The sequence below is a fragment of the Priestia sp. 53B2 genome (assembly GCF_056099005.1).
The window spans coordinates 198,810-224,880 of sequence record NZ_JBLZXA010000027.1; the positions used below are offsets into that span (position 1 = coordinate 198,810).

Below are 26,071 nucleotides of genomic sequence, written 5' to 3' on the forward strand. Positions count from 1 at the left end.
TTTGATGCAAAATCTTGGAGCGAAAAAAGTTGAAATGAGTCCGAAAGTAGTGGAGTTTTTAAAAGGAGTTAAACAGCTATACATTAACGGCGAATGGGTAGACTCTGTTTCAGGAAAAACGTTTGAAACAGTAAATCCAGCAACGGGTGAAAAGTTGGCAGATGTAGCTGAAGCAAATCCAGAGGATATTGATCGTGCCGTCAGAGCGGCTAGAGAAGCCTTTGATCATGGAACTTGGACAAAGATGTCAGCAGCTGAAAGAAGCCGACTTATTTATAAATTAGCTGATTTAATGGAAACACATCAATTGGAGCTTGCGCAGCTTGAAACGCTTGATAACGGAAAACCAATTCGTGAAACATCAAATGCAGACATTCCATTAGCAATTGAACATTTCCGCTACTTTGCTGGGTGGTCAACTAAAATGGTTGGACAAACTATTCCTGTGCAAGGAGCGTATTTTAACTATACAAGATATGAACCAGTAGGAGTTGTTGGCCAAATTATTCCGTGGAACTTTCCGCTTTTAATGGCCGCTTGGAAGCTCGGAGCCGCTTTGGCAACTGGATGTACAATTGTGCTCAAGCCAGCAGAGCAAACACCGCTTTCTGCACTTTACTTGGCTCGACTAGCCGATGAAGCAGGGTTCCCAAAAGGCGTGCTAAACATTGTGCCAGGCTACGGGAAAACAGCAGGTGAACCGCTCGTTCATCATGATCTTGTCGATAAAATTGCTTTTACAGGATCTACTGCTGTCGGAAAAGCAATTATGAAGCAAGCTAGCGACTCCTTAAAGCGTGTGACGTTAGAGCTTGGAGGTAAATCACCAAACATTATCCTCCCGGATGCAGACTTAACAAAAGCAGTTCCTGGTGCGCTTTCAGGTATTATGTTTAATCAAGGACAAGTATGTTGTGCTGGAAGTCGTCTGTATGTCCAAAAAAGTTTATATGATAATGTCGTAGCTGATTTAGTTTCTCAAACGAAATCTATTAAACAAGGAAATGGATTAGCAGATGAGACAACAATGGGTCCGCTTGTATCTGCGCAGCAGCAAAAACGAGTGAAAACCTATATTGATAAAGGAATTGAAGAAGGAGCGGAAGTACTCGCAGGAGGAAACATTCCATTTGATCAAGGCTATTTCGTAGAACCGACTATCTTTGCAGATGTCGATCATTCGATGACGATTGCTCGTGAAGAAATCTTCGGTCCGGTTGTAGCTGCTATGCCGTTTGACGATCTCGATGATTTGATTGCCAAAGCAAATGATACAGCATATGGTCTAGCAGCGGGCGTCTGGACACAGGATTTAAAGAAAGCACACTATATTGCTCATGGTATTAAAGCGGGTACAGTTTGGGTGAACTGTTACAACGTATTTGATGCAGCAAGCCCGTTTGGAGGCTATAAACAGTCGGGAATTGGTCGTGAAATGGGAAGCTATGCGCTTGATAATTACACTGAAGTGAAAAGCGTATGGATCAATATGGAATAATAAGTAAGATTTTTTGTGGAAATCAATAGCATATCTTTGTGTGAAAAAGAGTAGTCTTTAGTGGACTACTCTTTTATTTGGTTAAGTCCCGCATTTTTAGAAAAGGAGTGATAACATTGCCGGTTATACAGGGCCCCTCGTCGTATAAGCTTACCGGTCACCTGCAAAAGTTTAGAGAGAACCCACTGGGTTTTTTGGAAAACTTGACTCAGTATGGAGAAATTGCAACATTTAGAGTTGCGCACAAACGCTTTTATGTAACGAGAGACCCTCAACTTATTAAAGATGTAGTCATTACAAACAGCAAGGCGTTTCAAAAAATTAAACTAACGAACATGTTTAAAACGCTGCTAGGCGAAGAAATGTTATGGACAGATGAAGCATTATACATGAGCCCCATTCAACCCTCACAACTTAAACAACATCTAACTTATAATAAGGAAGCAATCGCAAAAATAATTGAAAAGCATACGGAAACGTGGGAAGAAGGGCAGCTTCGAACGATAGTAAAAGACATAAGACAGATAGTCGTAGCTGTACTCCTTCAACTTGTATTTGGCATTTCGATTGAGGATAAAGATAAAATTCACTATGTTCAAGCGCTTATGAGAAAAAAAGAAAAGTTAGGCAAAATTTATATTCGTCTACCTTTGCACCAGCCTGACTCAGATGAGCAGCTAGAACAACTCCTTTTTGAACGCGTTCAAATGCGTGTTCAAAACAAAACCGAAGGAAATGATTTACTGCAGTATATATTGAATTCTTGCGGAGAAGAAATTGATGAAAGAGAAATATACGAACAGCTAAATTCTATATTCCTTTCGATGTATGAAATGATTACGCACGTATGCAGCTGGTCTATTCATTTACTATCTCAAAATACTAGGGAGCATCTTCAGCTGAATAAAGAAATTCAAGCCTATGCTAGCGGCGAATCACTTTCAACCAAAAATCTGACCTATATGCGCAAAATAATTGCTGAAAGCATGAGGTTATATCCGCCTCTTTGGCTATTTGGGCGTCAAGCACGTGAAGATATACAAATAGATGGCTACAGTATTAAAAAAGGGGAGATTATGTTAATTAGCCCTTATATGATGCATCGCCATGAAGATTATTTTTTAGAGCCAAGTGAATTTTTACCTGACCGTTTTGAAAAAGGAGGGTCCATTGATGTCCCAAGCTATATGTATATGCCGCTTGGGATTGAGCATCAAGCGGAAAGGGGCATGGACTATATCACTGAAATAGTAACCATTTTTCTGTCAGAAATGACAAAGCGCTTTTTATTTCAGCTGACTAAGCCCGAATCTATTGCTCCGATGGCGGGGGTAATGCTGAATATGAAAGAAGAACTGAAGGTGAATGTTCATAAAGTTCACGCGCAGTCTTGAATGAACGGGAATACTTTCCCTCTTTATATCAGGCTGTCAATTTATTGACACATCCTGCATTGAGATTTATCATAGGGTAATATTTGATAGAGATTACTGAAGGGTTTTTAGAGGGGACTATGGATAAAACAATTAAACAGTTGGTGTCGCTAGTTGAAACATCATTACTAACGCAAGTTACGATTCAAAGTGAAAGTGACTATGATCCAGTTGAAGTTACGAACAAAACAAAAGAGTGGGTACTTATTGGTAAAGGAAACTATGCCGGTGTGTTTACGCACGAAAATTATCCTGAATTTGTCGTGAAAGTATACGGAAGAGAAATTTATGGTGTAAAAAAAGAAGCGCAAGTGTATAGAAAGCTGGGCGTTCACCCAGCTTATTCTCAACTTTTTCATGAGGGAAAGACGTACTTGATTTTAAAAAGACTTACAGGCGTTACCTTGTATGATGCCGTACAGCGGGGAATAAAGATTCCAGAACAAGTCATAAAAGATGTGAACACAGCTTTGGACTATGCAAGAAGCCAGGGGTTAAACCCGTATGATGTGCATGGTAAAAATGTCATGATGAAAGATGGAAGAGGGTATGTGGTGGATATTTCTGACTTTTATAAAGAAGGTATTGATAAAAAATGGACAGACCTTGTAAAAGCCTATTACACCTTTTATCCGTTTATTGATAAATACCACATCCGCTTGCCTTATCCGCTTTTAAACGTTATCAGAAAAGCATATCGTCTATATCGTAGAATCAAATCAAAAAGGAGTTTCCGCTAAAGGGAACTCCTTTTTAAGATGAAATACAGCGCAGTACATGCTGCTGCTCAAAAGTTGGTTTTAATTTGAATAGAATGGTTTGCAGTATTTCAGATTGATAGACAAATTTTAGCGTATGTTTAAGGGAAAGAGGATGTAAGAAAGAACGTATTCTTTTTTCAGCATAACGTATCACCTGTTCTTCATAAAATAAAGTACGTGCGGAGATTTTAGCGTGAATGTCTTTTGTTAGTTCGATTGTAAACTGGATAATCAATAAATCAGTGTCTTTACAGTATTTTTCTAGTAGCATGATATCACCTCCATTTTGTCAACTCATTTACATAATCTTAATATAAAATTTACAAATGTCAATAAAACACGGAAAAATAAATGGTAAGACTGTTCTTTTTATATGTCGAATAAACAAGAACGTGACAGAGGTGAATAAAGTTGAACATTAACGTCGGGTTTGCAATTTTAGCTGATATTGATAATAAGATGACGGCTGCTATTTATGTGGAAAATCAAATTGTAGCGATTATAGCTGGACCTTCAGATATTCTGTATGAAAAGTTGAAAAAAGTGTTTTTATAATAGAGAACAGCTGTAATTGTAAATATGATTCATAAAAAGCTTAAAAATTCTATGAAATAGTCGAAATAAAAGATGAGGATAAAATATACAAAAAGAAAGAACAGGAAGTTAAGGATAGGAGAATTACATATGGATAAAACATCTTTTATTGGACTGATTTTAGGAATAGCCTCTCTTATTGTAGGCATGTTTTTTAAAGGGGTTAATCCATCTGTGTTAGGAAATCCGGCTGCTATTTTAATTATTATTGTCGGAACCGTCGGAGCAGTAGTGATTGCATTTCCTTCAAATGAAATCAAGAGAGTCCCAAAACTGTTTGGTGTCCTGTTTAAAGAACAAAAAATGCTGCAGCCCGTTGATTTAGTATCCATGTTTTCTGAATGGGGACAAGTTGTTCGAAAAGAAGGGTTACTATCACTTGAAGCCCAAATTATTGATGTAGATGACCCTTTCTTAAAAAATGGTTTGAATTTAGCTATTGATGGTCAAAGTGCGGATTATATACGAGACGTGTTGTCTGAAGAAATTGATGCTATGGAAGAAAGACATCAAACGGGTGCAAGTATTTTCGCTTTAGCAGGTACATATGCTCCAACTCTGGGTGTACTTGGAGCTGTTATAGGATTAATTGCTGCGCTTGGGAACATGGAAGATACAGATACGCTAGGACATGCGATCAGCGCGGCGTTTGTTGCTACGCTTCTTGGTATTTTTACTGGGTATGTACTATGGCATCCGTTTGCAAATAAACTAAAGCGTAAATCGAAACATGAAGTAAAGGTAAAGTATATGATGATCGAAGGAGTGCTTTCACTCCTAGAAGGAGAAACACCAAAAGTAATTGAGCAAAAGCTGGCTTCTTATTTGCCAACAGCGGAACGTAAAAAGCTTCTTCAAGAAAGTGAAGTGGGCATAAATGAGTAGACGCAGAAAACGAAAGCATGAAGAGGACCATGTTGACGAAAGCTGGCTGCTTCCTTACTCAGATTTGCTTACACTTTTACTTGCTTTATTCATTGTATTGTTTGCAATGAGCTCAGTGGATGCGCAGAAATTTAAGAACCTTTCCCGCGCATTTAATGAAGCGTTCGTTGGAGGAACGGGCGTGATGGAATTTCAATCTCTGCAGGAATCTGAAGAAGCGGTTCAGCCTTCAAATACTCTTGCAGCTAAAAGTACGGAAAAAACAAATGAAGTGGAGACAGCCCCCAATCAGTCTCCTGCTTCTTCACAATCGTTAACGAGCGAACAAAAGGAACAAACCATTCGAGAAGCTGATCAAGAAGAGCTTCAGCAAATTCAATCTAAAATTAATGCGTATATTCAAAAGAAAAACTTAACAAATCAATTACAGACTTCGCTAACTGATGAAGGTCTCTTAATTTCCATTCGAGACAATGTATTGTTTGATTCGGGAAGAGCACAAGTTCGGAGTGAAGATACAAAAATCGCAAATGATATTTCAGAGCTTTTGGTGATTGATCCTCCTCGTAATATTATTATTAGCGGTCACACCGATAACGTACCTATTCGCAACGCTGGTTTTGAATCCAACTGGGAGTTAAGCGTGATGAGAGCAGTTAACTTTATGAAAGTTATCTTAAAAAATGATAAGCTTAATCCAAGCATGTTCAGTGCAAAAGGATTTGGAGAGTTCAAACCGGTGACATCTAACAATACAGCAGAGGGACAAGCGAAAAATAGGAGGGTTGAAATATTGATTACTCCTCGTACAATTAAACAGCCGTAAAAGCAGTCCTGCTTTTACGGCTGTTTTTCTATGTGTTATAAAGCTAAGAGTCTTCTCTTTTCAAAGTTTCCTCGTACTAACTTGAGATCCATTCCATCTAAAATCAAGTCAATGAGAGCGCCTTTAAAGACATCCGCTGTTTTTTTCTTATCATTGGACTGCAAATATTGCACGCGATACCACTTGTCTTCAACTTGAAAGTACATAAAACGTCCGTGCGTAAAGTCAATCCAAAACTTTGTAGGTTGTCCATTGAGATTTTTATAAACATATCCCCAGCTTCGTCCTTGGTGAGCGTCCTTCATTTTAGGGCGAGCTGTATTAAATACTTCGTAATATACTTTGTGCTTAATATCATAGAGCATCATGTGACAGTCCTCCTATCTATAGACGTGCTAGCAGGTAAAAATATATTTGTATACAATAAGTATACTCAGCTGAATGGAATCGTAGACTATTTTTTTGAGACAAGCAGAAACGCAGTTAAATGAAAAAGACAGTTTAAATTAGCTCAATCATTCCGCTTTTTTTATACTGTAAGTAAAGGCGTTAAATAAGGAGGAAAAAATGAGACGAGTAGGAATAGTAGGTGCTGGAATGACGGGCCTTACAGCAGCGGCTGAATTACAAAAAGAAGGAATAGAGGTCTTTCTTCTTGATAAGGGTAAAAGTGTAGGGGGACGAATGGCTACCCGAAGAGTAGGGGATGGAAAAGCAGATCACGGAGCTCAATTTTTTACAGTGAGATCCGATGAATTTCAACAAGACGTAAATAAATGGATAGCTGATAGAAAGGTTAAGAAGTGGTTTGGTGACCATCACCCTCGGTATCAAAGTATGAATGGCATGAATGCGCTAGCTAAATATTTAGCTGAAGATCTACGCGTATACGTGAATCGAAAAGTTCAAGCCATTGATTTTCAAAACGGAAGGTATCAGCTGTATACAGAAGAAAATGAGATTTTTGAAGCGACTGATATCATTCTTACACCTCCGTCTCCTCAGGTTATTGAGGTACTTAATAATAGTAAGCTGCAAGCGGACCAATCAATTCTTAATACACTGAAATTTAGTCCCTGCTTGGTTGCTATCGTGGAGCTTTACACAGAGATGCTGTATGGTGATCATGGTCAAATCACGAATCCATCTAGCACAATTCAAAGAATCGTTAATCATGAGCAAAAAGGAATATCAAAGACGCCCGTTCTTAGCATATATATGAATAAAGACTGGTCAGAAAAACATTTTGATGAACATGAACATGAGCTGCTGCGGGCGATAAAAAATGAAATAAAAGAATGGATAGGTGCAAATCATATTAAAAGCATTCAGTTAAAGAAATGGCGCTATGCAGAGGTTGAACAAGTTCTTCATCAGCCCTTTGCTAAAATTATGCCGTCGCTACTGGTGGCAGGAGATGCTTTTTTAAGAAGGGAAGACGAAACAAATCACTCACGGTTAGAGAGCGCATATTTGTCAGGGAAATCGGCAGCCGCTGAATTAATGGGAAAGAACATCTAGAAAAAGGAGGGACCAAGAAGTGAAAAATAATTGGATAATGAAACAAACGTGGAAAGATTTACTGTTTATTCATTGGCCTGTAGATCCGGCATTTTTGGCTTCTTTATTGCCTAGTCAGTTAGAGCCTGACACCTATAATGGTCAAGGATGGATTGCACTTGTGCCTTTTACGATGACAGACATTCGATTCAAAGGAACACCTGCAGTTCCCATCTTTTCACGGCTATATGAGCTGAATGTGCGTACATATGTTACATATAAAGGGGGGAAAGGCGTTTATTTTTTTAGTTTAGACGCGAGCAATCCGCTAGGAGTATGGATTGCTCGTCAGTTTTTTCACTTGCCTTATTACCATGCTGCTATGACATTCAACAAAACTCAGAACTATATTTCTTTTCAGTCAGTTCGAACGCACAGAGACTCACAAAAAGAGCGAGTAAAGCTTACATATAGAGGTACTTCTCCGTCCTATCGCAGTAGAAAAGGAGAATTAGCTTATTGGCTTACAGAGCGCTACTGCTTATTTACCACTCATCAAGGAAATGTCTATAGAGGAGACCTTTATCATGATCCTTGGGAGCTGCAAAAAGGGGAGTGTGAAATAAGAGATGATTCTATTACTCAGCCTTTTTTGCGTCCGGCGGAAAATCGCGATTTAATTGTGCACTATGCAAACCAAGTTACGGCTTATTTTTATCCTTTTAAAAAAGTATAGGCATCAAAACAAAATTAAAAAATCTTCATAGCCTTCTTCTTTAAGCTTCTCTTTTGGAATAAAGCGTAAAGCCGCGGAATTTACTTGATAGTATTCCCTGTTTTCTTCTGTTAAAAGTAAACCAAGATAGTTATCTCCTTCTTTGCTTTTTAGTGCTGTTTCATGCTGCATCGGAACTTTTTTTATGTTTCCGTATAAGATAGGGCGCTTAAAAATGGGCCAGCCTGTATGAGAAGGAAGCTGATCTGACGTTTTGAACAGTGCTTCTCCAGTTAGAAGGTCAACGTAAATTCCTTGTTTTTTGTTATTCCAATATAAATTTGTAAAAGGGGGTTCGGTTCCGTTTTCCTGCGTAACAAAATATTGCATAGGCGTTAGGATCTTTTTAAGGTAAGAGCGGTCCTTGGGCCAATGCTGCGTCAGAAAATCAGTTCGCCCCGAGCCTTCTTTGTATAATTTATAGTGAAATGCATTTTTTCGATAATAATCCTGCTGCTGTTCTTCTGCTTCGTAAAAAGAAGAAAAAGGTAAAATAGGGGGGACGATAGGGTTCTTAAAACGTCCGCTTTGGGCGAGCTTTCTTTTAGAATCGAGAGCCGCTTCTTTTTGCTTTTCGTTATGATAAAAAATAATGGCTCGATACGACGGTCCGCGGTCTGAAAACTGTCCGGCGGAATCCGTAGGGTCAATTTGCTGCCAGTACAGGTTAAGAAGCTCTTCGAACGTAATTTGAGAAGGATCCCATACAATTTGTACTGCTTCTACGTATTTGCTTTCCTTTTTAGCTTCAGAAGTAATTTGTTCATCTCTAGCGTAGCCCGAGCGGATACTAATGATTCCTGGAAGCTGATCGAAAGGAGCGACCATGCACCAAAAGCATCCTCCCGCAAACGTTGCATATGCTTTCACGTTACTTTCCTCTTTTCGTTGAATAAAATAAATAAAAATATATTTATATATTAAAATGTATAAATAAATAGAAAGCGCTTTATAACTAGTCTTGTAAGAAAGCACGTTCTTATGGTATTATGACCACTGGATAAAAGAAAAATGGCTTATTGTTTACGCGAGTATCCTTATTTTATGTTCTTAAAAAGATGCAGTTTATTGTTTAAGTACTCATAGAAATACATACGTTGGAGCAGTAAGAGGAACAATTAAAAAATAAGGACGTTTTGCTCTTAAACGATACCACATTCCAGAATCTACATACCAGTTTAGGAGGAGCTACTTTGAACACAACCCGTTTACCATCTATGTGGGAAATAATGATTGTGCTTGCTTTATTTTTAGCTGTTGTTATTTCATTTGCAACTGTTTTTGATTTACCTATTCAGCTCGCTTTATTTATTTCATGGTTTATTGTTATGGCGCTAGGAGTACGACTTGGGTATACGTATAATCAGCTGCAAGGGGCCATTACAAGAGGAATATCAAACGGCTTAGAAGCTATTTTAATTTTATTAGCCGTCGGTACGTTAATTGGAACATGGATTGCCGGAGGAGTTGTTCCTTCTCTTATTTATTTTGGATTAGAGTTTATTAATCCAACATTCTTTTTACTTGCTACACTTATCATTTGCTCTATTACCTCGATTTCAACAGGAACATCTTGGGGAACGGTTGGTACAGCCGGAATCGCGATGATGGGAATCGGACAAGGCCTAGGTATGCCGCTTCCTTTAGTAGCTGGAGCCGTGATTTCAGGAGCTTATTTCGGAGACAAGCTTTCTCCTCTTTCTGACAGTACCATTTTATCTGCATCAATGGCTCGAGTGAACGTTATTGATCACGTAAAAGCAATGTTAGTGTTGGATATTCCTGCTTACCTCATTACGGCAGTATTATTTACGGTAACAGGGTTTATGTATGGAGGAAAAGATTTTGATGCTGGACGGGTAGAAGGATTAAAATCTTCGCTGTTGGATACATTCCATATCAGCGGGTGGATGCTGATTCCGGCTTTGGCTGTCATTGTCCTTTTAGCATTTAAGAAACCTTCTCTTCCAGCAATTGCGATTGGCTCATTATTAGGAATTATATGGGCAGTTGTCTTTCAACATATGGATGTGGCGAGCGCATTTAATACGGCTTATGAAGGGTTTAAAATTAATACCGACAACACATTTTTAAGTGAGCTGTTAAATCGTGGCGGAATTTTAAGCATGGTCGGTTCCATTATTGTCATTATTTTTGGACTAGGCTTTGGCGGGTTATTAGATGAGCTCGGCGTCTTAGAAGTCCTGCTATCTAAATTCGAAAAAATTCTTGTCAATTCAGGAAACGTTACGGCTTCTACTATTTTCGTTGGGTTATTAGGGAATATATTTGGTTGTGCAATGTATGTTTCATTAATTTTAACACCGAAAATTATGGAGAAAAGTTATGACAAGTTAAGAATACAGCGTCTAGTGCTTGCCCGTAACTCAGAAGTAGGGGGAACCTTAACTTCAGGGATGGTTCCGTGGACGGACAACGGTGTATTTCTAGCTACAACGCTTGGGATTTCTACATTCGCTTATCTGCCGTTTATGTGGCTAAGCTTTGTCTCTATTATTTTGGCGATTATTTACGGATATACAGGGAAATTCATTTGGTACGTAACCGAAGAAAAACAACGTTCTTCTATAGCGAAATAAAAGAGGCTGAGACAACAGTAGGTTAGTTGAAAGAAGATCCGAACGATGAATTGAGATTCTTGATGGAGAATCAACTTCGTTCGGATTTTTTTATTGGTATGATAAACGTAGGTTTCATGTATTTCGTTGCTTCTAGCTGTTGATTGGATTGATTTAGTTATGTCTCGAGCCCTTTTTGATCAAATCATTTCTGGATATTCGATTTTCCAGTGGACATTTTGAAGGTAAAGCTGAACATCCGCCTTTTTTTTCTGCTTCAGAAGTTTTAGAATATGGCGGTGATGTTCATTCATCACATGTAAAATGGCGTATAGCTCTTTATTGTCATCGCTAAAGTACGTTTGTCTGATGAATCCATCTTGTAAAGACATAAGCTGTTCTTTTAAGGTCACATTACCGCATCGGTTCAAATATACTCGGTGAAAATACGTTTGATATTTTTGATAATCCTGATAATTTTCTAATTCAATCGAAACATCGATTTTTTTAATAAGCTCATCCATCTTCGTAAAATCTTCTTCCGTTAAGTGATCAATCGACAGTGCAGCTGCAAGACCATCTAAAGCACCGACGATTTCAAATACTTCTAGTTTTTTTGGTATGTCAATTTCCTTTACAGTAAATCCTCTGCGCGGTCTGTATTCTAATAGGTTGTCTGAAGCCAGTTTAATAAGCGCTTCTCTCACAGGCGTTCGGCTGACATTCAGCTGAGAACAAATACTGGCTTCATTTATTTTGTCGTTAGGCAGCAGTGTACCGTCTTGAATTTGACTTGCTATGTAGTTATATACATGATCTTTTAATGAATGATAAATCACAGGCCCCTTGTTCATTGTTTCCCCCTAAAATAAATATCGCATCAGCCGTTCTTTCTCTTCATGTCATAATGATGAAAGAGTATAAAAATAGCAAGAAAGAACGTACAGGTGTAAAAATAATCATATCATATCACTTCATCTAATCTTAGTTAGAATATAAAAAATAGAATTATTGAAATATTTTTTACTATTCATTGTTGTAAAAAATCTGAAAAATGATATAATCGTAAAAAGATTTAAGAAGTGTATATTGTATACAATATACAAAATTAGTACATATCGAAGAAATAGAGCCTACTCCTGCAGAGAAGAGACTATAGAGAATATGTAAATAAACCAAGTTTTTAGATGGGTTTACTATAAAAAAAGGAGGTACATAATGGGAGAGAATACAACATCTATGAATCAGTTACAAAGAAAAATGAAAAGCCGTCATTTATTTATGATTTCTCTTGGCGGTGTTATCGGTACGGGGCTGTTTCTTAATTCAGGCTACACAATTAATGCAGCAGGTCCTGGGGGAACACTCCTTGCTTATTTAATCGGTGGATTAATTATGTATTTAGTCATGATATGTCTAGGGGAACTAAGCGTAGCAATGCCTGTGTCAGGATCATTTCAAGTATACGCTACGAAGTTTATCGGGCCGGGAACTGGTTTTGCGGTTGGCTGGCTCTACTGGCTGACTTGGGTGGTATCTGTCGGTTCGGAGTTTACAGCGTCTGGATTGCTTATGCAAAGATGGTTTCCTGACGTTTCGGTTTGGATATGGAGCGCGCTGTTTGCCCTTTTATTATTTGGTTTAAATGCAACATCTGTACGTTTTTTCGGCGAAACAGAATTTTGGTTTTCAAGTATTAAAGTATTAACGATTATTGTATTTATTATTTTAGGCGCAGCAGCGATGTTTGGATTCATTCCTCTTAGCGGTCATGAAAAAGCGCCGATGCTTTCTCATTTTACAGGAGAGGGCGGTTTATTTCCAAATGGACTTATGCCTGTATTAATTACGATGGTTTCTGTTAGCTTTGCTTTTTCGGGAACAGAATTAATTGGTATTACGGCGGGGGAAACAGAGGATCCGGAAAAGAACATACCTCGCGCAATTAAAAATATCATTTGGCGTACGTTCTTCTTTTTTATTGGCGCCATGTTTGTACTATCTGGATTGATTTCATGGAAACAAGCAGGAGTGTTAGAAAGTCCTTTTGTGACGGTATTCGATCAAATAGGTATTCCTTACGCAGCAGATATCATGAACTTGGTTATTTTAACAGCTTTATTATCAAACGCTAATGCAGGATTATATGCATGTTCGAGAATGCTATGGTCATTATCTGATCAAAAAATGGTCAGTACTTGGTTAGGGAAAGTAACGTCTAAAGGAGTTCCATTTAATTCGTTACTTATCAGCATGGGAGTAGCATGTCTGTCCTTGCTGTCAAGCGTAGTTGCACCAACAACTGTTTACTTAGTATTAGTTTCTATTTCTGGATTTGCGGTTGTAGCTGTATGGATGGCTATTGCGGCTTCTCACTTTATGTTCAGAAGACGCTATATTAAAGAAGGGAATGATGTATCGAAGCTTGTTTACAAAGCTCCTTTATATCCTATTGTACCTATTTTAGCGTTTGTTTTATGCTTTGCTGCTTGTGTAGGACTGGCTTTTGATGAGAGTCAGCGTATCGCATTATACTGCGGTATCCCCTTTGTCCTTTTTTGTTACTTGTTTTATTATTTGAAAAATAAAAAAGGAAACAGAAAAAACGAAAGTCAGCCTATAGCAAGATAAAAAGCAGAAGACCTAGGTCTTCTGCTTTTTTTGCATACAAAAACACCCTATCCATCCGTACTGGTTAAGTGTCCCGCAACAAGCGAAATTGAATTGGATAGGGTGCGTATCTATATAGTAGAGAAAGAGGTGCCATTTGTCAAACTTATTTAGCCGCGCCTTATTTAAAAATAGAAGTAAGCAAGGTTTTCACTGTTTTTTCATTTTCACTATGTATAGTAAGGAATGTAAAGAAAAGATATTCGCAGCAGCACGTCGTACAGATCCGTAGAACGCGAAAGAAAGGAGGAGGTCAAATGGCTAAGCGGGATGCGTATTTTGATAATGTGAAATTTATCTTAATTGTATTAGTAGTGTTTGGCCATTTGTTAACTCCCTTCATCAATGATGAACAGTGGCTACGAACGCTCTACATATTTATTTACACCTTTCATATGCCAGCGTTTATTTTAATAAGCGGATATTTTGCAAAGGGATACCGAAAAAAAGGATATATGTGGAAGGTGGCGAAGAAAGTATTACTTCCTTATATTATTTTTCAACTTATCTATGCGGTATACGACTATAAACTGTATGATGAATCCACATTCGAAGTTTCAGTGTTTCAGCCAGCTTGGTCGCTATGGTTTTTATTGAGTTTATTTTGTTGGAACGCCATGTTGTTCATTTTTACAAAAATCAAATATCCTTTAGCCGTTGCGGCAGTTTTAGGAATTATGATTGGCTTATGTGAACCGCTGGAAACAACGTTAAGCCTTTCTAGAACCTTTGTGTTCTTTCCCTTCTTCTTAGCAGGATTTTATATGAAAAAAGAACATTTTAAAAAGTTGACGTCTGTTTCTTGCAAAAAAGTAGCTGGAGGCACTTTGCTGATTATTGCTCTATGGATCCAGTATATAGCACCGGACTTTGAGAAAGAGTGGTTATTTGGTTCAAAATCTTATGCCTCTTTAGGTGTAAATCAATTAGAGGGAATGACCATTCGTACGCTATTTTATAGCATCAGCTTAGTAATGACGATTTCCTTTCTAGCTTTGATCCCTACACAAACGATGTCCTTTACATCTCGAGGTGCTCAAACCTTTTATGTATATCTGCTACATGGGTTTCTGATTAAGTATATCCGCCTATCTTCTTTTGGAGACTGGATAGAAAGTGTACAAGGATACAGTATTCTTCTAATTGGAGCTTGTGGAGTGGCGTGGTTGTTGTCGAGTAAATACGTATCTACTATTGCAAGACCTTTAATTGAGCTTAAACCGTTACCAAGGCGTAAAAGTTTAAGTTTAGGTAAGTAATGAGAAATGGAAAAGGAGTTTAACGATGTCTAAAAGCAAAATAATTATGATTATTGTAGCCGTTGTGATTATTGCTGCAGTAGCTATTGGTGCCGTAGCAATGAATAAATCAAAGGTGGTTGCTACCGTTGGTGATGAAAAAATCACAAAAGATCAGCTGTACGATGCTCTTCTTGCTCAAGGAGGATCAAGTGTCCTTGATTCACTGATTGAACAAAAAGTTATTTCAAAAGAAGCAGCTAAACAAAATATTAAAGTAACCGATAAAGAAATTAATACTGAATTAGAAAACCTTAAAAGTCAGTACGGGGGAGAAGATGCATTAAATCAAGCATTAGCATCTAGCGGTGTAAAATTGTCAGAGCTGAAAAAAGATTTAAAGACGAATATTGAAGCAAAAAAAATGGTTGAGTCGACTATTAATATTAAAGATAGTGAAATGAAATCGTACTTTAATCAAAATAAAGATTCACTAGCTACAGAAGCACAGGTGAAAGCTAGTCATATCTTAGTAGCAGACGAAAAAACAGCGAAAGAAGTAAAGGCAAAGCTTGATAAAGGAGAAGATTTTGCGAAGCTAGCAAAAGAATACTCAACAGATACAGCTTCTAAATCAAATGGCGGAGACCTTGGATATTTCAAAAAAGGCGATATGGTCGAAGCTTTTGCCAACAAAGCATTTTCAATGAAGGTAAATGAAGTAAGTGATCCAGTTAAAACAGAATACGGTTATCACATTATTAAAGTAACAGGCAAAAAAGAAGCGCAAAAAGCAACATATGAAAATAGTAAAGCAAAAATCAAGCAAACGCTGCTTGATCAAAAATACCAAACAGAGTATCCAACATGGTTACAAAAGCTAAAGAAAAAGTATGATATTACAAACAAACTTGATTCATAAATAATACCTTAACGAAATGAGGGGATGGATATGAAACAAACAGCGTCTTATAGTAAATTAGAAAAAATCGTCGAGCAATTGAAGCACAGAGGTGTACGAGCTGAGATATGCCGGCGTGTTGTAAAGGTCACAGAAACTGTTAGTGGATCAAACCCTTCATATTCAAATCAAATCGTTAGGCATTCATAAAGAGTACAAAAGACGCAAACTGCTGGACAGCAGTTTGCGCCCGTGCTGAGTATAGCTAAGGGAATTTAAAATGAAAAGAGATCAGTAGAGGCAGCTTGTTTCTGCTGATTCTTTTTGTATAATAAAGTAAACAAAGGGATGCAGCGAAATGTATCAAAGGAAGGAGTTACGCGGAATGAATGTACTGCTAGCAGAAGATGATTTGCAGCTAGGTGAATTAGTTAGTTATATGCTAAAGAAAAAAGGAGGCTATAACGTCGAATGGGTGACGGAAGGGAATGATGCATATGATTACGCATCTGAAGCGCATTATGATGTGTTAATTCTTGACTGGATGATGCCCAATGGAGACGGAATCGATGTATGTAAACGTCTAAGAAAAGAAGGATACGCCGGAGCTATTCTTATGTTAACAGCAAAAGATGCGGTTCAAGATCGTATACAAGGCTTAGATGCGGGAGCGGATGATTACGTTATTAAGCCATTTGAAATTGACGAGCTGCTTGCAAGGCTTCGTGCTTTGTCTCGTCGTAATTATGCACCGATTTTAGAAGAAGAAGTAGAGATTGCCAGCATGATATTAAAAAGAGCAAGTCAAACCGTACAGCTTGACGAGGAGTTTATTCAATTAAGTCCTCGTGAATTTCAACTCCTAGATTTTTTAGTGAAAAACAAAGGACAAGTTCTTTCTCGAGATATTATTTTAGACCGGGTATGGGGATATGAATCAGATGTTTCCATTAAAACGATTGATGCGACGGTTAAACTTTTGCGAAAAAAACTAGAGAAATTTAACAAACAGGATCTTATTCAAAGCATTCGCGGAGTAGGCTACAAAATTGAAAGCTAAACTCCTTACAAGAGCTAAACAGAAAGTAAAACAAAAAGTAAAGCAAGATTTATTCAGCCAGACGCAAAATCGTTTAACATTCCGATATAGCGCATTACTAATGCTGTTTCTGCTATTATTCGTGTTTATTGTTTATGCATTGGTATATGTGGTTGTATCCAATAGTCAGCAGCAAAACTTAAATAGCATGCTAAAGCAAGAGTCCCGAATAGTCCAAAGCATCTTAATTAAACAAGCGATAAACAGCTCGGATCAACAGTCAAAAGAAGAGTACAAAAACATTGTCGTAGCCGGTGAAGATCAATTTTTTTATTATGTAATCAGTCCTGAAGGGGACCTTATTATGGGAAACGAAGCGAGCGAGCGGCTTCGCTCTAACTTATTAGATTTAATTGATGGGTGGATCCCTATTGAAAATGAAGTGAGGAAAGAACGAATAAAAGCCCCGCGTCCTAGTTTCGAACACATTGAAGGAGTAAAAGGGCAAAACGGGGAAGGCAAAATAGATATTGATTTGATGATGGCGGGTGAACCTATTTTTTATAAAGGTCAATTTTTAGGGATGCTTTATATCGGAAAAGACGTTTCATTTCTTTATCAGCTGTTAAAGTGGCTCCTTATTATTATGCTGAGCCTTACTGTACTGTTTGTAGGAGTAGCCATTTATATCAGCCGCTTAATGTCAAAACGGGCCATGGTTCCAATTGAAACAGCTTTCCAAAAGCAAAAAGAGTTTGTGGCGGATGCATCCCATGAGTTAAGAACGCCGCTTAGCGTTATGCTTTCTTCTATCAACGCTTTAGAAATGCAGGAGGAAGTAACAGAAGATCCTTTTTCTAAAAAATTAATCAATAATATGAAAGCTGAAGTGAAGCGCATGACGAGTCTCGTCAGTGATTTGCTTACGCTTGCACGCTCAGACTCTAATAAAGTAGAAAAAGCAATGATGCCTTTTGATATTACAGATGCGGTGCAAAAGGTAATGGAATCCGTTGAAACCCTAGCGATTTCTAAACATATTGATTTGCAGCTGGATACGCCGGAAAAATTAGTGGTAACTGGAGATCAAGAGCGTCTAACTCAGCTGATTTACATTTTGTTAGATAATGCGATTAAATATACGACTCCTCATGGAAGTGTCAACATTCAAGTGGTTCAGCATGGGAGTGAATGTATATTAAAAGTACGTGATACTGGCGTTGGGATTCATCCAGATGAAAAGGATCGGATTTTTGACCGCTTTTATCGTGCTGACAAATCGCGATCTCGTCAAATGGGAGGTCATGGGCTAGGCTTAGCAATCGCTAAATGGATCGTAGAAACACATAAAGGGAAAATTGACGTAGAAAGTGAACAAGAAAAAGGAAGTACATTTACAGTAAGGTTGCCAATGTCACAAAAAGTGAAAAAGAGTTGAAAGAGGCTGTGACAAAATTAGTTGAAGGATGATCCGAACGAGTTTGATTCTTGATGAGGAATCAAACTCGTTCGGTTTTTTTATGGTTAGGGTGAACGTAGGTTTCATGTATGTAGTTGCTTCTAGCTTTTGATTTGGTTATGTCTCAATCTCTTTTTAGTTAGTGAAAGTGACCAAATGAAAAAGAAAAGTTTAGACAAAATGGCGAGTGTAAAAATCAGATAATTCAGTTATATTTACTAGCGTAATAACCAGTCTATGTGTCAGGTTTCTTTACAAGGATAAAGACTTTTTGAAGGAAACAGTGCATGATAGAACAATAGCAGACTGCTTCGTTTAATAAGAAGATGGAGTAGTTAAATAAAGGGGAGTTTGATAACATGTACGATTTAATTATTCGGGATGGTTCGGTCGTATTAGAAGACGAAATAGTAAAAGCAGATATAGGGATTAAAAAAGGAAAGATTGCAGAAATAGCGCAAGGTGTTAGCATACCAGCAAAAAAATACGTAGATGCTAAAGGCAAATATGTTCTGCCTGGAATGATTGATATTCACGTACATTTTGATGAACCGAGCCGAGACCATTGGGAAGGGTTTGATTACGGTTCAGCATCTATGGCCGCAGGAGGCTGCACTACATATTTTGATATGCCTTTAAATGGCGTTCCTCCTACCGTAACAGAAGCAGCGCTGTGGGAAAAGAAAAAGCTGGCTGATCAAAAGTCAGTAGTAGATTATGGTCTATGGGGAGGGTTGGTTCCTGGTAATAAAGAAGAATTAGCCAAAATGGCTCATTCGGGTGTAATAGGTTTTAAAGCATTTATGTCAGAAGCTGGTTCTGAATTTGATTTCTCAGATGATCTCACATTATATGAAGGAATGAAAGAGATTGCAAAACTAAATAAAGTCCTTGCCCTGCATGCTGAAAGAAATGATTTAATACAAAAGCTTGAACAGGCTAAACAGAAGCAAAAGCAAACTGCTATTAAAGATTATTTAGAAACGCGACCTGTAATAGCAGAAGTAAACGCAGTAAAGCAAGCGCTTGAGTACGGTGAAGAAACGGGATGTCCGCTTCACTTTGTACACATTAGCAGCTATGAAGCAGTGCAGCTTATTACGGAAGCAAAGAAGAATGGGATGAACGTTACGCTGGAAACTTGTCCGCATTATTTACTTTTTACAGAGGAAGACTTTGAAGAAATTGGCGTAACGGCTAAGTGTGCACCTCCTCTTCGCAGCAGGAGTCAAAAAGAAAAATTATGGGCTTGTATTCAATCAGAGGAAGTAGATATGATTTCTTCGGATCATTCTCCTTGCCCGATTGAGTTAAAAACAGCTCATCAGAATGATTTATTTAAAGTTTGGGGTGGAATATCGGGCGGTCAGTACTCTTTGCAAGCAATGATTAGTGAGGGAGCCATCACTAGAGGGATTTCTCTTTCTCACATTTCAAAGCTTGTATCAACCAATCCAGCTAAACGATTCGGTTTATATCCTAAAAAAGGAAGCATCTTGCTGGGATCCGATGCGGATTTGGTTATCGTTGATCTGGATCAAACTGAAAAAGTGACAAAAGAAGGAATGGTTTTCAAACATAAGCACAGTATATATGAAGGAACGGTATTTAATAGCGTTATTTTAACTACCATTAATAGAGGAACGATTGTATACAGTAAAGAAGCAGGTGTGTTTTCTCTTCACAAAGGACAAATGGTAAACGGTGAATACGTAAAATTGTAGGTACAGTGAAAAAAGAGATAAAAAATAAACCTTTTATCTCTTTTTTTACATAAAAAAATCAGGGTGACTTATATTAAAGGTATTACATAGATGAAAAAAGAGTATCTACTATAACAAAAGAGACATTTTTAAAGAGTTTTTTATTATTCTGAAAAAGTATATTTTTGATTGAGGGAAGCATAAGGAAAAAATAATAAAGCTTCTTTTTTAATGTGAAGAAAAAATTTCCAAAAAGAAAAATATTATCTGGTTGTATGAAAAGTAGATAATCAGATGCTTTGTAATCAAGGGTTTTGTATAAAAAAAATTTCAAAAAGATATTTTAAGAAAGGAAATCTTGATTTAAAGCTTTTTATAGGTGCAATTTTATAATGGAAAACCGTATTTTATGCACTCATTGTAAAATTCTGATATTGACAGAATCATTTTATAAGAATAAAATTTTCTTGTTTCTATTTTTTTATATCATCATAATTTTTCGACAGTTTTGTCTATGGTGGTTTACGGTTGAAAGAGAGGTTAAGGAATATGTCGGTAGAGAGAGAAAAAGTGTATGAAACAGTTCCTCAAAAAGGATTCTTCGGACATCCTAAAGGGTTATTTACCTTGTTCTTTACAGAATTCTGGGAGCGTTTCTCATACTATGGAATGCGTGCGCTACTTGTATTGTACATGTACGATACAATTGCAAACGGTGGATTAGGAATGGAACAAGGAACCGCTTTAGCGATCTTTTCTATTTATGGTTCCCTTGTTTATATGTCTGGAATTATTGGCGGTTGGATTGCAGACCGCATTTTAGGTACGTCTAATACGGTGTTTTACGGTGGTATATTTATTATGCTGGGGCATTTAGTGCTTGCGTTGCCAGCAGGTGTAACCGCGCTGTTTATTTCAATGTTCTTGATTATCATTGGAACAGGTTTATTAAAACCAAACGTTTCAAGCGTTGTGGGCGATATGTATAGCCCGACAGACAACCGTCGAGATGCTGGATTTAGTATCTTCTATATGGGTGTAAATGCAGGAGCATTTATCGCGCCGCTAGTTGTTTCAACAGTAGGTGAAAAATATAACTACCACTTAGGTTTTGGAATCGCAGCAGTAGGAATGCTTTTAGGTCTAATCGTATTTATGGCTACACGAGGCAAAAACCTAGGTCGTGCAGGCAGACAAGTTCCAAACCCTTTAAAACCAGAAGAACGCAAAAAAGTTTTTGGTACCATTGCACTTGTTGTAGTTGTACTGGCAATCTTTATTGTACTGACTTCTTTAGCGGGCATTTTAACTGTTGAAGGCGTTATTTTATTTGTAAGTATTTTAGCGATTGTTATTCCAATTATTTACTTTGTTGTTATGTATAAGAGCCCCAAGACAACAGCTGATGAGCGTTCACGCGTATTAGCGTACATTCCTCTTTTTATCTCTGGAGTAATGTTCTGGGCAATTCAAGAGCAGGGATCAACAATTTTAGCAACGTATGCAAAAGATCATACGCAGCTAACGTATGGTGGTTTTAAAATTCCAGTTGGCTGGTTCCAATCGTTAAATCCGCTATTCATTATTATATTTGCGCCAGTTTTTGCAGCGGTTTGGGTGAAATTAGGAAACAGACAGCCTTCTACACCAAAGAAGTTTTCATTAGGACTTTTATTTGCAGGGCTTTCTTTCCTTGTCATGGTTATCCCGGCTAGCATTCATGGAAATGAAACGTTAGCGAGCCCGCTATGGCTAGTGCTAAGCTTCTTCTTAGTTGTAGTTGGAGAGCTTTGTTTATCACCGGTAGGGCTATCAACTACAACAAAACTAGCACCTGCAGCGTTTTCTGCTCAGACGATGAGTTTATGGTTCTTAACAAGCGCAGCGGCACAGGCAATCAATGCTCAGCTTGTTCAATATTATGAAAACATTTCGCAAGTTGTTTATTTCGCTGCATTGGGCGGAGTTTCGGTCATTTTAGGTGTAATTGTACTAATGATTTCGCCAAAAATTCAGCGTTTAATGAAAGGTGTTCAATAAAAGAAACCGTCCTTAAGGGCGGTTTCTTTTATGATTTATTTGAAAAAATATTCATGAAGGAGGCGTAGGTCTGATCGTCTTCACCTTCGTAAAACGCAAGATTTAAAAGTCTGTTCAGTTCGTTTGTTGATTTTTCAGTTTCTGCAATAATTTGATGCATATGAGCAATCTTAGACACGGATCCGTTGCCATGAGCATTTTTGATTTGATTTAATGTTAAATGAAGCGATAAGACCTCTCGGCGAAGAGCTTGTCTTAATTCAGAGGAAGCAGGGATAAAAAAACGTTTATAAAAATAACTGGCTTCTTCAAATACCAATTCTCCATTTTCTAGCTCTTTAGCCGCAATTTCTTTAATCTCTTGATCGTCTAATCGACTGGCCGCTTCTTCGATAAGAAATCCAAAAATAATAGCTGTATCTGGTTTTAACATACAATAACCTCCATTATTATAAAAAAGAACTATGTAGTTTATATGTATAGAGAGAAAGGAAAAAATATTCATAGTAATTTACTAATCAGCATAGACAAAAAAATAAAAAATATTCTTTTATAGGTAAACTAAAATTATTTCAAAATAAATTTTTTATAATTAAACATTTTTTCCATATTAAAGGATTATTTTGACTTTCAAAAAGAGATGAATAGAATAAAGAGGTTTCTTAGTACCTATATAAAAAGAAAATTGATAAAAGATTTTAAATTCAGAAATTTCTACCTCTTTATAACTAAAAAATTGCTCTACTAAAATAGTTGACAGCAGAAATAGATAGGCATAAAATATACTATTGTCAAATGAATTAGCAAGCTATTCATAAAAAGTTAACGGACATTTGAATAATATGAGTAATATCCATATAAGGTATTAGTTACTTAAATCTAACCAACTTGTATGCTTGTCATACAAGTCTACAGAAAGGAAGATAGTCGTATGCGCAACGTATTTTTTGCAGATAATGAAACAATTGAAACGACTTTACGTGGGAAAGAAATTTTAGGAGCTCCAATGTTAAACAAAGGAGTAGCTTTTACAAAAGAAGAGCGTAAAACGTTAGGATTAGAAGGTTTACTTCCTCCAATGACTTTAACTTTAGATGAGCAGGCAAAACGTGCATATGAGCAATTTTTAGCTCAGGCAGATAACCTTGGTAAGAATGTGTATTTAAACGATTTACAGAACCGTAATGCTGTATTATTCTATCGTTTATTGCAAGATCACTTAAAAGAAATGCTTCCAGTTGTTTATACACCAACAGTTGGACAAGCAATCCAAGAATACAGCCATGAATATCGCCGTCCGGGTGGCGTATACTTGTCAATCGATAATGTAGAAGGCATTGAAGAAGCTCTTAAAAATATCGATGCAAATAGTGAAGACATTGATTTAATGGTTATTACAGATTCAGAAAGTATTTTAGGAATTGGTGACTGGGGCGTTGGCGGTATTAATATTGCTATCGGTAAATTAGCCGTATACACAGCTGCAGCAGGAATCGATCCAAGCAGAGTACTTCCAGTTGTTCTTGATGTAGGAACAAACAATGAAAAATTATTAAATGATCCTTTATATATCGGAAACCGTCATGAACGTATCCGCGGTGAGCGCTATGATCATTTCGTAGATCAATTCATTTCAAAATCTCTTGAAATATTCCCTAATGCACTGTTACACTGGGAAGATTTCGGTAATGTAAATGCTCGTAACATTATTAACAAGTACGGAAAAGAAATTCTAACGTTTAATGATGATATCCAAGGAACAGGTGCTGTAACGCTTGCCGCTATTTTCTCAGCAGTTCAAGTGTCTAAAATGCCACTTCGTGACCACCGCGTTTTAATCTTTGGACCGGGTACAGCAGGTATCGGTATTGCAGATCAAGTTCGTGACGCAATGGTATTAGACGGGATTACAGAAGAAGAAGCATACAAAAACTTCTGGGCAGTTGATTTCCGAGGCCTTTTAACAGATGACATGGACGACTTATTAGGTTTCCAAACGCCTTATGCACGAAAAGCAAAAGAAGTGAAGGACTGGAACCGTGAAGAAGACAAAATTTCTCTTTTAGAAGTTGTCAGACAAATTAAGCCGACAATCTTAATTGGTACGTCTGGTGTAGCAGGCGCATTCTCAGAAGAAATCGTAAAAGAAATGGCGAAGCATGTAGAACGCCCAGCTATTTTACCAATGTCAAATCCAACTCCGCTTGCGGAAGCTACTCCTGAAAACCTATTAAATTGGACAGAAGGAAAAGCGCTTGTAGCGACTGGAAGTCCGTTTGAACCAGTTAACTACGATGGTGTGGAATATGAAATTGGTCAATCTAATAATGCTTTTGTTTTCCCAGGTCTTGGTCTTGGATCAATCGTGGTAAAAGCAGAAGTTATTACAGACAGCATGTTCGCAGCATGTGCACACGCTGTAGCTCAAATGGTAGACAGCAGCAAGCCGGGTGCTTCATTACTACCACGCGTAGAAGAATTACGTGAAGTATCATATAACGTTGCTTTAGCGGTTGCTAACGCAGCGATTAAAGATGGCGTTGCAAAAGAAGTTCCAGCAGATGTTAAAGCAGCAGTAAAAGCAGCAATGTGGGAACCAACATACAAAGAAATCAAAGCTTTAGAAACAGTAAATGCTTAATTTTTAGGTAGAAAAGGCACAGCTTCTGAAAAAAGGAGCTGTGCTTTTTTTAGTTACAAAAAGAATTCTTAAGTTACATAACGTATATAGTTTTTTGAAACTTGTGTATGATTCTCTATATTAGAACCACAGGGGGTTATGAGATGAATACAGCACGTAAATTGGAAACGTTTACTCAAGATTCACAGCCTAAAAATAAAGGGTTTTGGAACCGCATCAACAATATTAAAATAGGTGTTATTCCTCTGCCACTATATGTTTTACTTGCATTAATTGTATATGGCGCGGCCGTTTACAACGAGCTTCCTCCAGATATGATTGGCGGATTTGCGATTATTATGGTAATGGGAATGCTGCTTGGTGATTTAGGATTAAAAATTCCGATTTTAAAAGATATTGGCGGACCAGCTATTTTATCACTGCTTGTACCTTCCGTATTAGTTTTTTATAATGTTTTAAATCCCGCGTCTATGGAAGCGGTAACAACTTTGATGAAAACATCAAACTTTTTATACCTTTATATTTCTTGTTTAGTAGCCGGAAGTATTCTTGGTATGAATCGCAAAGTTTTAATTCAAGGATTTACACGTATGTTTGTACCGCTTGTATTAGGTACGCTAGCCGCTGTAGCTGCAGGCGTAGCTGTTGGGATGTTATTTGGCTACGGAGCAAAACATACATTTTTCTATATTGTTGTACCAATTATTGGAGGAGGGATTGGTGAAGGTATTTTACCGCTCTCACTTGCTTATTCTCAAATTTTAGGTAGTTCAGCAGAATCTTTTGTGTCGCAAATGATTCCAGCTGCTGTTATCGGAAACATCGTTGCTATCATATGTGCTGGCTTAATGAAACGTCTAGGAGAGAAAAAGCCAGAATTAACAGGTAATGGAGTTCTTGTGAAGACAAAAGGCGGAGATGGCATCTCAGAAGATACAAATATCAAGAAACCAGTAGATTTTTCGTTAATGGGCGCAGGTCTTTTAATTGCATGTAGTTTCTTTATTTTCGGAGGCTTAGCACATAAGTTTTTAGGAATTCCAGGTCCAGTTTTAATGATCGTAGCGGCAACGCTAGTCAAATGTTTACAAGTAATGCCTGCTAAGATGGAGCAAGGTGCTTACCATATGTACAAATTCATTTCTACGAGCTTAACATGGCCGTTAATGGTGGGGCTAGGAATTTTGTATATTCCTCTTGAAGATGTAGTGAAAATTGTTACACCAGGTTATGTAGTCGTATGTGCAGCAGTTGTTATTGCTATGGTAGCAACGGGTTATTTTGTAGGTAAAATGATGAAAATGCATCCAGTGGATGCTGCAATTGTAACCGGCTGTCACAGCGGTTTAGGAGGTACGGGAGACGTAGCGATTTTATCAGCTTCCAACCGTATGTCACTTATGCCATTTGCTCAAGTAGCAACAAGACTTGGAGGCGCTTCCACTGTTATTTTAGCTACGCTTCTTATGAAACTTTTAGGAGTATAAAATCAAAACAAAAAAGCAGCTCGGTTCGGACGAGCTGCTTTT

The 26,071-nt window shown here is 37.6% G+C and carries 24 protein-coding genes; 19 read left to right on the top strand and 5 right to left on the bottom strand.

Features of this window, described 5'->3' with window-relative positions:
- Positions 1-4: 4 nt before the first annotated feature.
- The 3 genes from ACN6NE_RS21485 to ACN6NE_RS21495 all read left to right on the top strand — a co-directional run bounded on the left by ACN6NE_RS21485 (position 5) and on the right by ACN6NE_RS21495 (position 3,671).
- The gene (locus tag ACN6NE_RS21485; RefSeq protein WP_474327738.1) at positions 5-1,498 is read left to right on the top strand and encodes an aldehyde dehydrogenase family protein; all 1,494 of its coding nucleotides are present in this window, start codon (positions 5-7) and stop codon (positions 1,496-1,498) included.
- 107 nt (positions 1,499-1,605) lie between these two features.
- Positions 1,606-2,892: a cytochrome P450 gene (locus ACN6NE_RS21490; protein WP_474327740.1), complete on the top strand. Its 1,287-nt coding sequence runs from the start codon at positions 1,606-1,608 to the stop codon at positions 2,890-2,892.
- Between the two features lie 119 nt (positions 2,893-3,011).
- Complete coding sequence (locus ACN6NE_RS21495) at positions 3,012-3,671, top strand: serine/threonine-protein kinase (protein ID WP_057237085.1); 660 nt, start codon at positions 3,012-3,014, stop codon at positions 3,669-3,671.
- 13 nt (positions 3,672-3,684) lie between these two features.
- Here the strand turns inward: ACN6NE_RS21495 and ACN6NE_RS21500 are convergent, their stop codons facing one another.
- Positions 3,685-3,963 carry a hypothetical protein gene (locus ACN6NE_RS21500; protein ID WP_013082883.1) on the bottom strand — a complete coding sequence of 93 codons (279 nt, stop codon included), beginning with the start codon at positions 3,961-3,963 and terminating at the stop codon, positions 3,685-3,687.
- A gap of 140 nt (positions 3,964-4,103) precedes the next feature.
- Here ACN6NE_RS21500 and ACN6NE_RS21505 point away from each other — a divergent pair, with 140 nt between their 5' ends.
- From ACN6NE_RS21505 to ACN6NE_RS21515, 3 genes are all read left to right on the top strand, one after another.
- Positions 4,104-4,247: a hypothetical protein gene (locus ACN6NE_RS21505; protein ID WP_014460421.1), complete on the top strand. Its 144-nt coding sequence runs from the start codon at positions 4,104-4,106 to the stop codon at positions 4,245-4,247.
- Between the two features lie 129 nt (positions 4,248-4,376).
- Positions 4,377-5,171, top strand: coding sequence for a flagellar motor stator protein MotA (motA, locus tag ACN6NE_RS21510; RefSeq protein ID WP_013056745.1), 795 nt, complete (start codon positions 4,377-4,379; stop codon positions 5,169-5,171).
- The gene (locus tag ACN6NE_RS21515) at positions 5,164-5,997 is read left to right on the top strand and encodes a flagellar motor protein MotB (RefSeq protein ID WP_474327155.1); all 834 of its coding nucleotides are present in this window, start codon (positions 5,164-5,166) and stop codon (positions 5,995-5,997) included. The genes motA and ACN6NE_RS21515 overlap by 8 nt, the downstream gene beginning before the upstream one ends.
- Before the next feature lie 35 nt (positions 5,998-6,032).
- Here the strand turns inward: ACN6NE_RS21515 and ACN6NE_RS21520 are convergent, their stop codons facing one another.
- Positions 6,033-6,365: a hypothetical protein gene (locus tag ACN6NE_RS21520; protein ID WP_013056747.1), complete on the bottom strand. Its 333-nt coding sequence runs from the start codon at positions 6,363-6,365 to the stop codon at positions 6,033-6,035.
- 199 nt (positions 6,366-6,564) lie between these two features.
- On the opposite strand from ACN6NE_RS21520, the gene ACN6NE_RS21525 reads away from it, so the two are divergent.
- Positions 6,565-7,518 (top strand): NAD(P)/FAD-dependent oxidoreductase, encoded by a 954-nt coding sequence (locus ACN6NE_RS21525; RefSeq protein WP_474327157.1) that lies wholly within the window; start codon positions 6,565-6,567, stop codon positions 7,516-7,518.
- Between the two features lie 19 nt (positions 7,519-7,537).
- The gene (locus ACN6NE_RS21530) at positions 7,538-8,233 is read left to right on the top strand and encodes a YqjF family protein (RefSeq protein WP_474327159.1); all 696 of its coding nucleotides are present in this window, start codon (positions 7,538-7,540) and stop codon (positions 8,231-8,233) included.
- Positions 8,234-8,236: 3 nt separating this feature from the next.
- Here ACN6NE_RS21530 and msrA read toward each other — a convergent pair whose 3' ends face one another.
- Entirely contained in the window at positions 8,237-9,142 is a 906-nt protein-coding gene (msrA, locus tag ACN6NE_RS21535) for a peptide-methionine (S)-S-oxide reductase MsrA (protein ID WP_474327161.1), read from the bottom strand.
- A 323-nt stretch (positions 9,143-9,465) separates the two neighbouring features.
- On the opposite strand from msrA, the gene nhaC reads away from it, so the two are divergent.
- Positions 9,466-10,872, top strand: coding sequence for a Na+/H+ antiporter NhaC (nhaC, locus tag ACN6NE_RS21540; RefSeq protein WP_129708552.1), 1,407 nt, complete (start codon positions 9,466-9,468; stop codon positions 10,870-10,872).
- 179 nt (positions 10,873-11,051) lie between these two features.
- On the opposite strand, the gene ACN6NE_RS21545 is transcribed toward nhaC, so the two are convergent.
- Positions 11,052-11,705: a GntR family transcriptional regulator gene (locus tag ACN6NE_RS21545; protein WP_129708554.1), complete on the bottom strand. Its 654-nt coding sequence runs from the start codon at positions 11,703-11,705 to the stop codon at positions 11,052-11,054.
- A 364-nt stretch (positions 11,706-12,069) separates the two neighbouring features.
- On the opposite strand from ACN6NE_RS21545, the gene ACN6NE_RS21550 reads away from it, so the two are divergent.
- The 8 genes from ACN6NE_RS21550 (at position 12,070) to ACN6NE_RS21585 (ending at position 21,901) form a co-directional block, all read left to right on the top strand.
- Positions 12,070-13,482, top strand: a complete 1,413-nt coding sequence (locus ACN6NE_RS21550; protein WP_129708557.1) for an amino acid permease — start codon at positions 12,070-12,072, stop codon at positions 13,480-13,482.
- A gap of 296 nt (positions 13,483-13,778) precedes the next feature.
- Positions 13,779-14,780 (top strand): acyltransferase family protein, encoded by a 1,002-nt coding sequence (locus ACN6NE_RS21555; RefSeq protein ID WP_474327164.1) that lies wholly within the window; start codon positions 13,779-13,781, stop codon positions 14,778-14,780.
- A gap of 25 nt (positions 14,781-14,805) precedes the next feature.
- Entirely contained in the window at positions 14,806-15,681 is an 876-nt protein-coding gene (locus tag ACN6NE_RS21560) for a peptidylprolyl isomerase (RefSeq protein ID WP_474327166.1), read from the top strand.
- A 30-nt stretch (positions 15,682-15,711) separates the two neighbouring features.
- Positions 15,712-15,870, top strand: coding sequence for a hypothetical protein (locus tag ACN6NE_RS21565; protein ID WP_165351732.1), 159 nt, complete (start codon positions 15,712-15,714; stop codon positions 15,868-15,870).
- Between the two features lie 175 nt (positions 15,871-16,045).
- Positions 16,046-16,720: a response regulator transcription factor gene (locus ACN6NE_RS21570; RefSeq protein WP_129708566.1), complete on the top strand. Its 675-nt coding sequence runs from the start codon at positions 16,046-16,048 to the stop codon at positions 16,718-16,720.
- Positions 16,710-18,137 (top strand): sensor histidine kinase, encoded by a 1,428-nt coding sequence (locus ACN6NE_RS21575; RefSeq protein ID WP_195780261.1) that lies wholly within the window; start codon positions 16,710-16,712, stop codon positions 18,135-18,137. The genes ACN6NE_RS21570 and ACN6NE_RS21575 overlap by 11 nt, the downstream gene beginning before the upstream one ends.
- 380 nt (positions 18,138-18,517) lie before the next feature.
- Positions 18,518-19,882, top strand: a complete 1,365-nt coding sequence (locus tag ACN6NE_RS21580) for an allantoinase (RefSeq protein ID WP_129708572.1) — start codon at positions 18,518-18,520, stop codon at positions 19,880-19,882.
- 528 nt (positions 19,883-20,410) lie between these two features.
- Positions 20,411-21,901: a peptide MFS transporter gene (locus ACN6NE_RS21585; protein WP_129708575.1), complete on the top strand. Its 1,491-nt coding sequence runs from the start codon at positions 20,411-20,413 to the stop codon at positions 21,899-21,901.
- A 28-nt stretch (positions 21,902-21,929) separates the two neighbouring features.
- On the opposite strand, the gene ACN6NE_RS21590 is transcribed toward ACN6NE_RS21585, so the two are convergent.
- Positions 21,930-22,334 carry a hypothetical protein gene (locus ACN6NE_RS21590; protein WP_129708578.1) on the bottom strand — a complete coding sequence of 135 codons (405 nt, stop codon included), beginning with the start codon at positions 22,332-22,334 and terminating at the stop codon, positions 21,930-21,932.
- 498 nt (positions 22,335-22,832) lie between these two features.
- Here ACN6NE_RS21590 and ACN6NE_RS21595 point away from each other — a divergent pair, with 498 nt between their 5' ends.
- Positions 22,833-24,542: an NAD-dependent malic enzyme gene (locus ACN6NE_RS21595; protein ID WP_129708581.1), complete on the top strand. Its 1,710-nt coding sequence runs from the start codon at positions 22,833-22,835 to the stop codon at positions 24,540-24,542.
- A 143-nt stretch (positions 24,543-24,685) separates the two neighbouring features.
- Positions 24,686-26,029, top strand: a complete 1,344-nt coding sequence (locus ACN6NE_RS21600; protein ID WP_474327170.1) for a 2-hydroxycarboxylate transporter family protein — start codon at positions 24,686-24,688, stop codon at positions 26,027-26,029.
- The last annotated feature ends 42 nt before the right edge of the window (positions 26,030-26,071 follow it).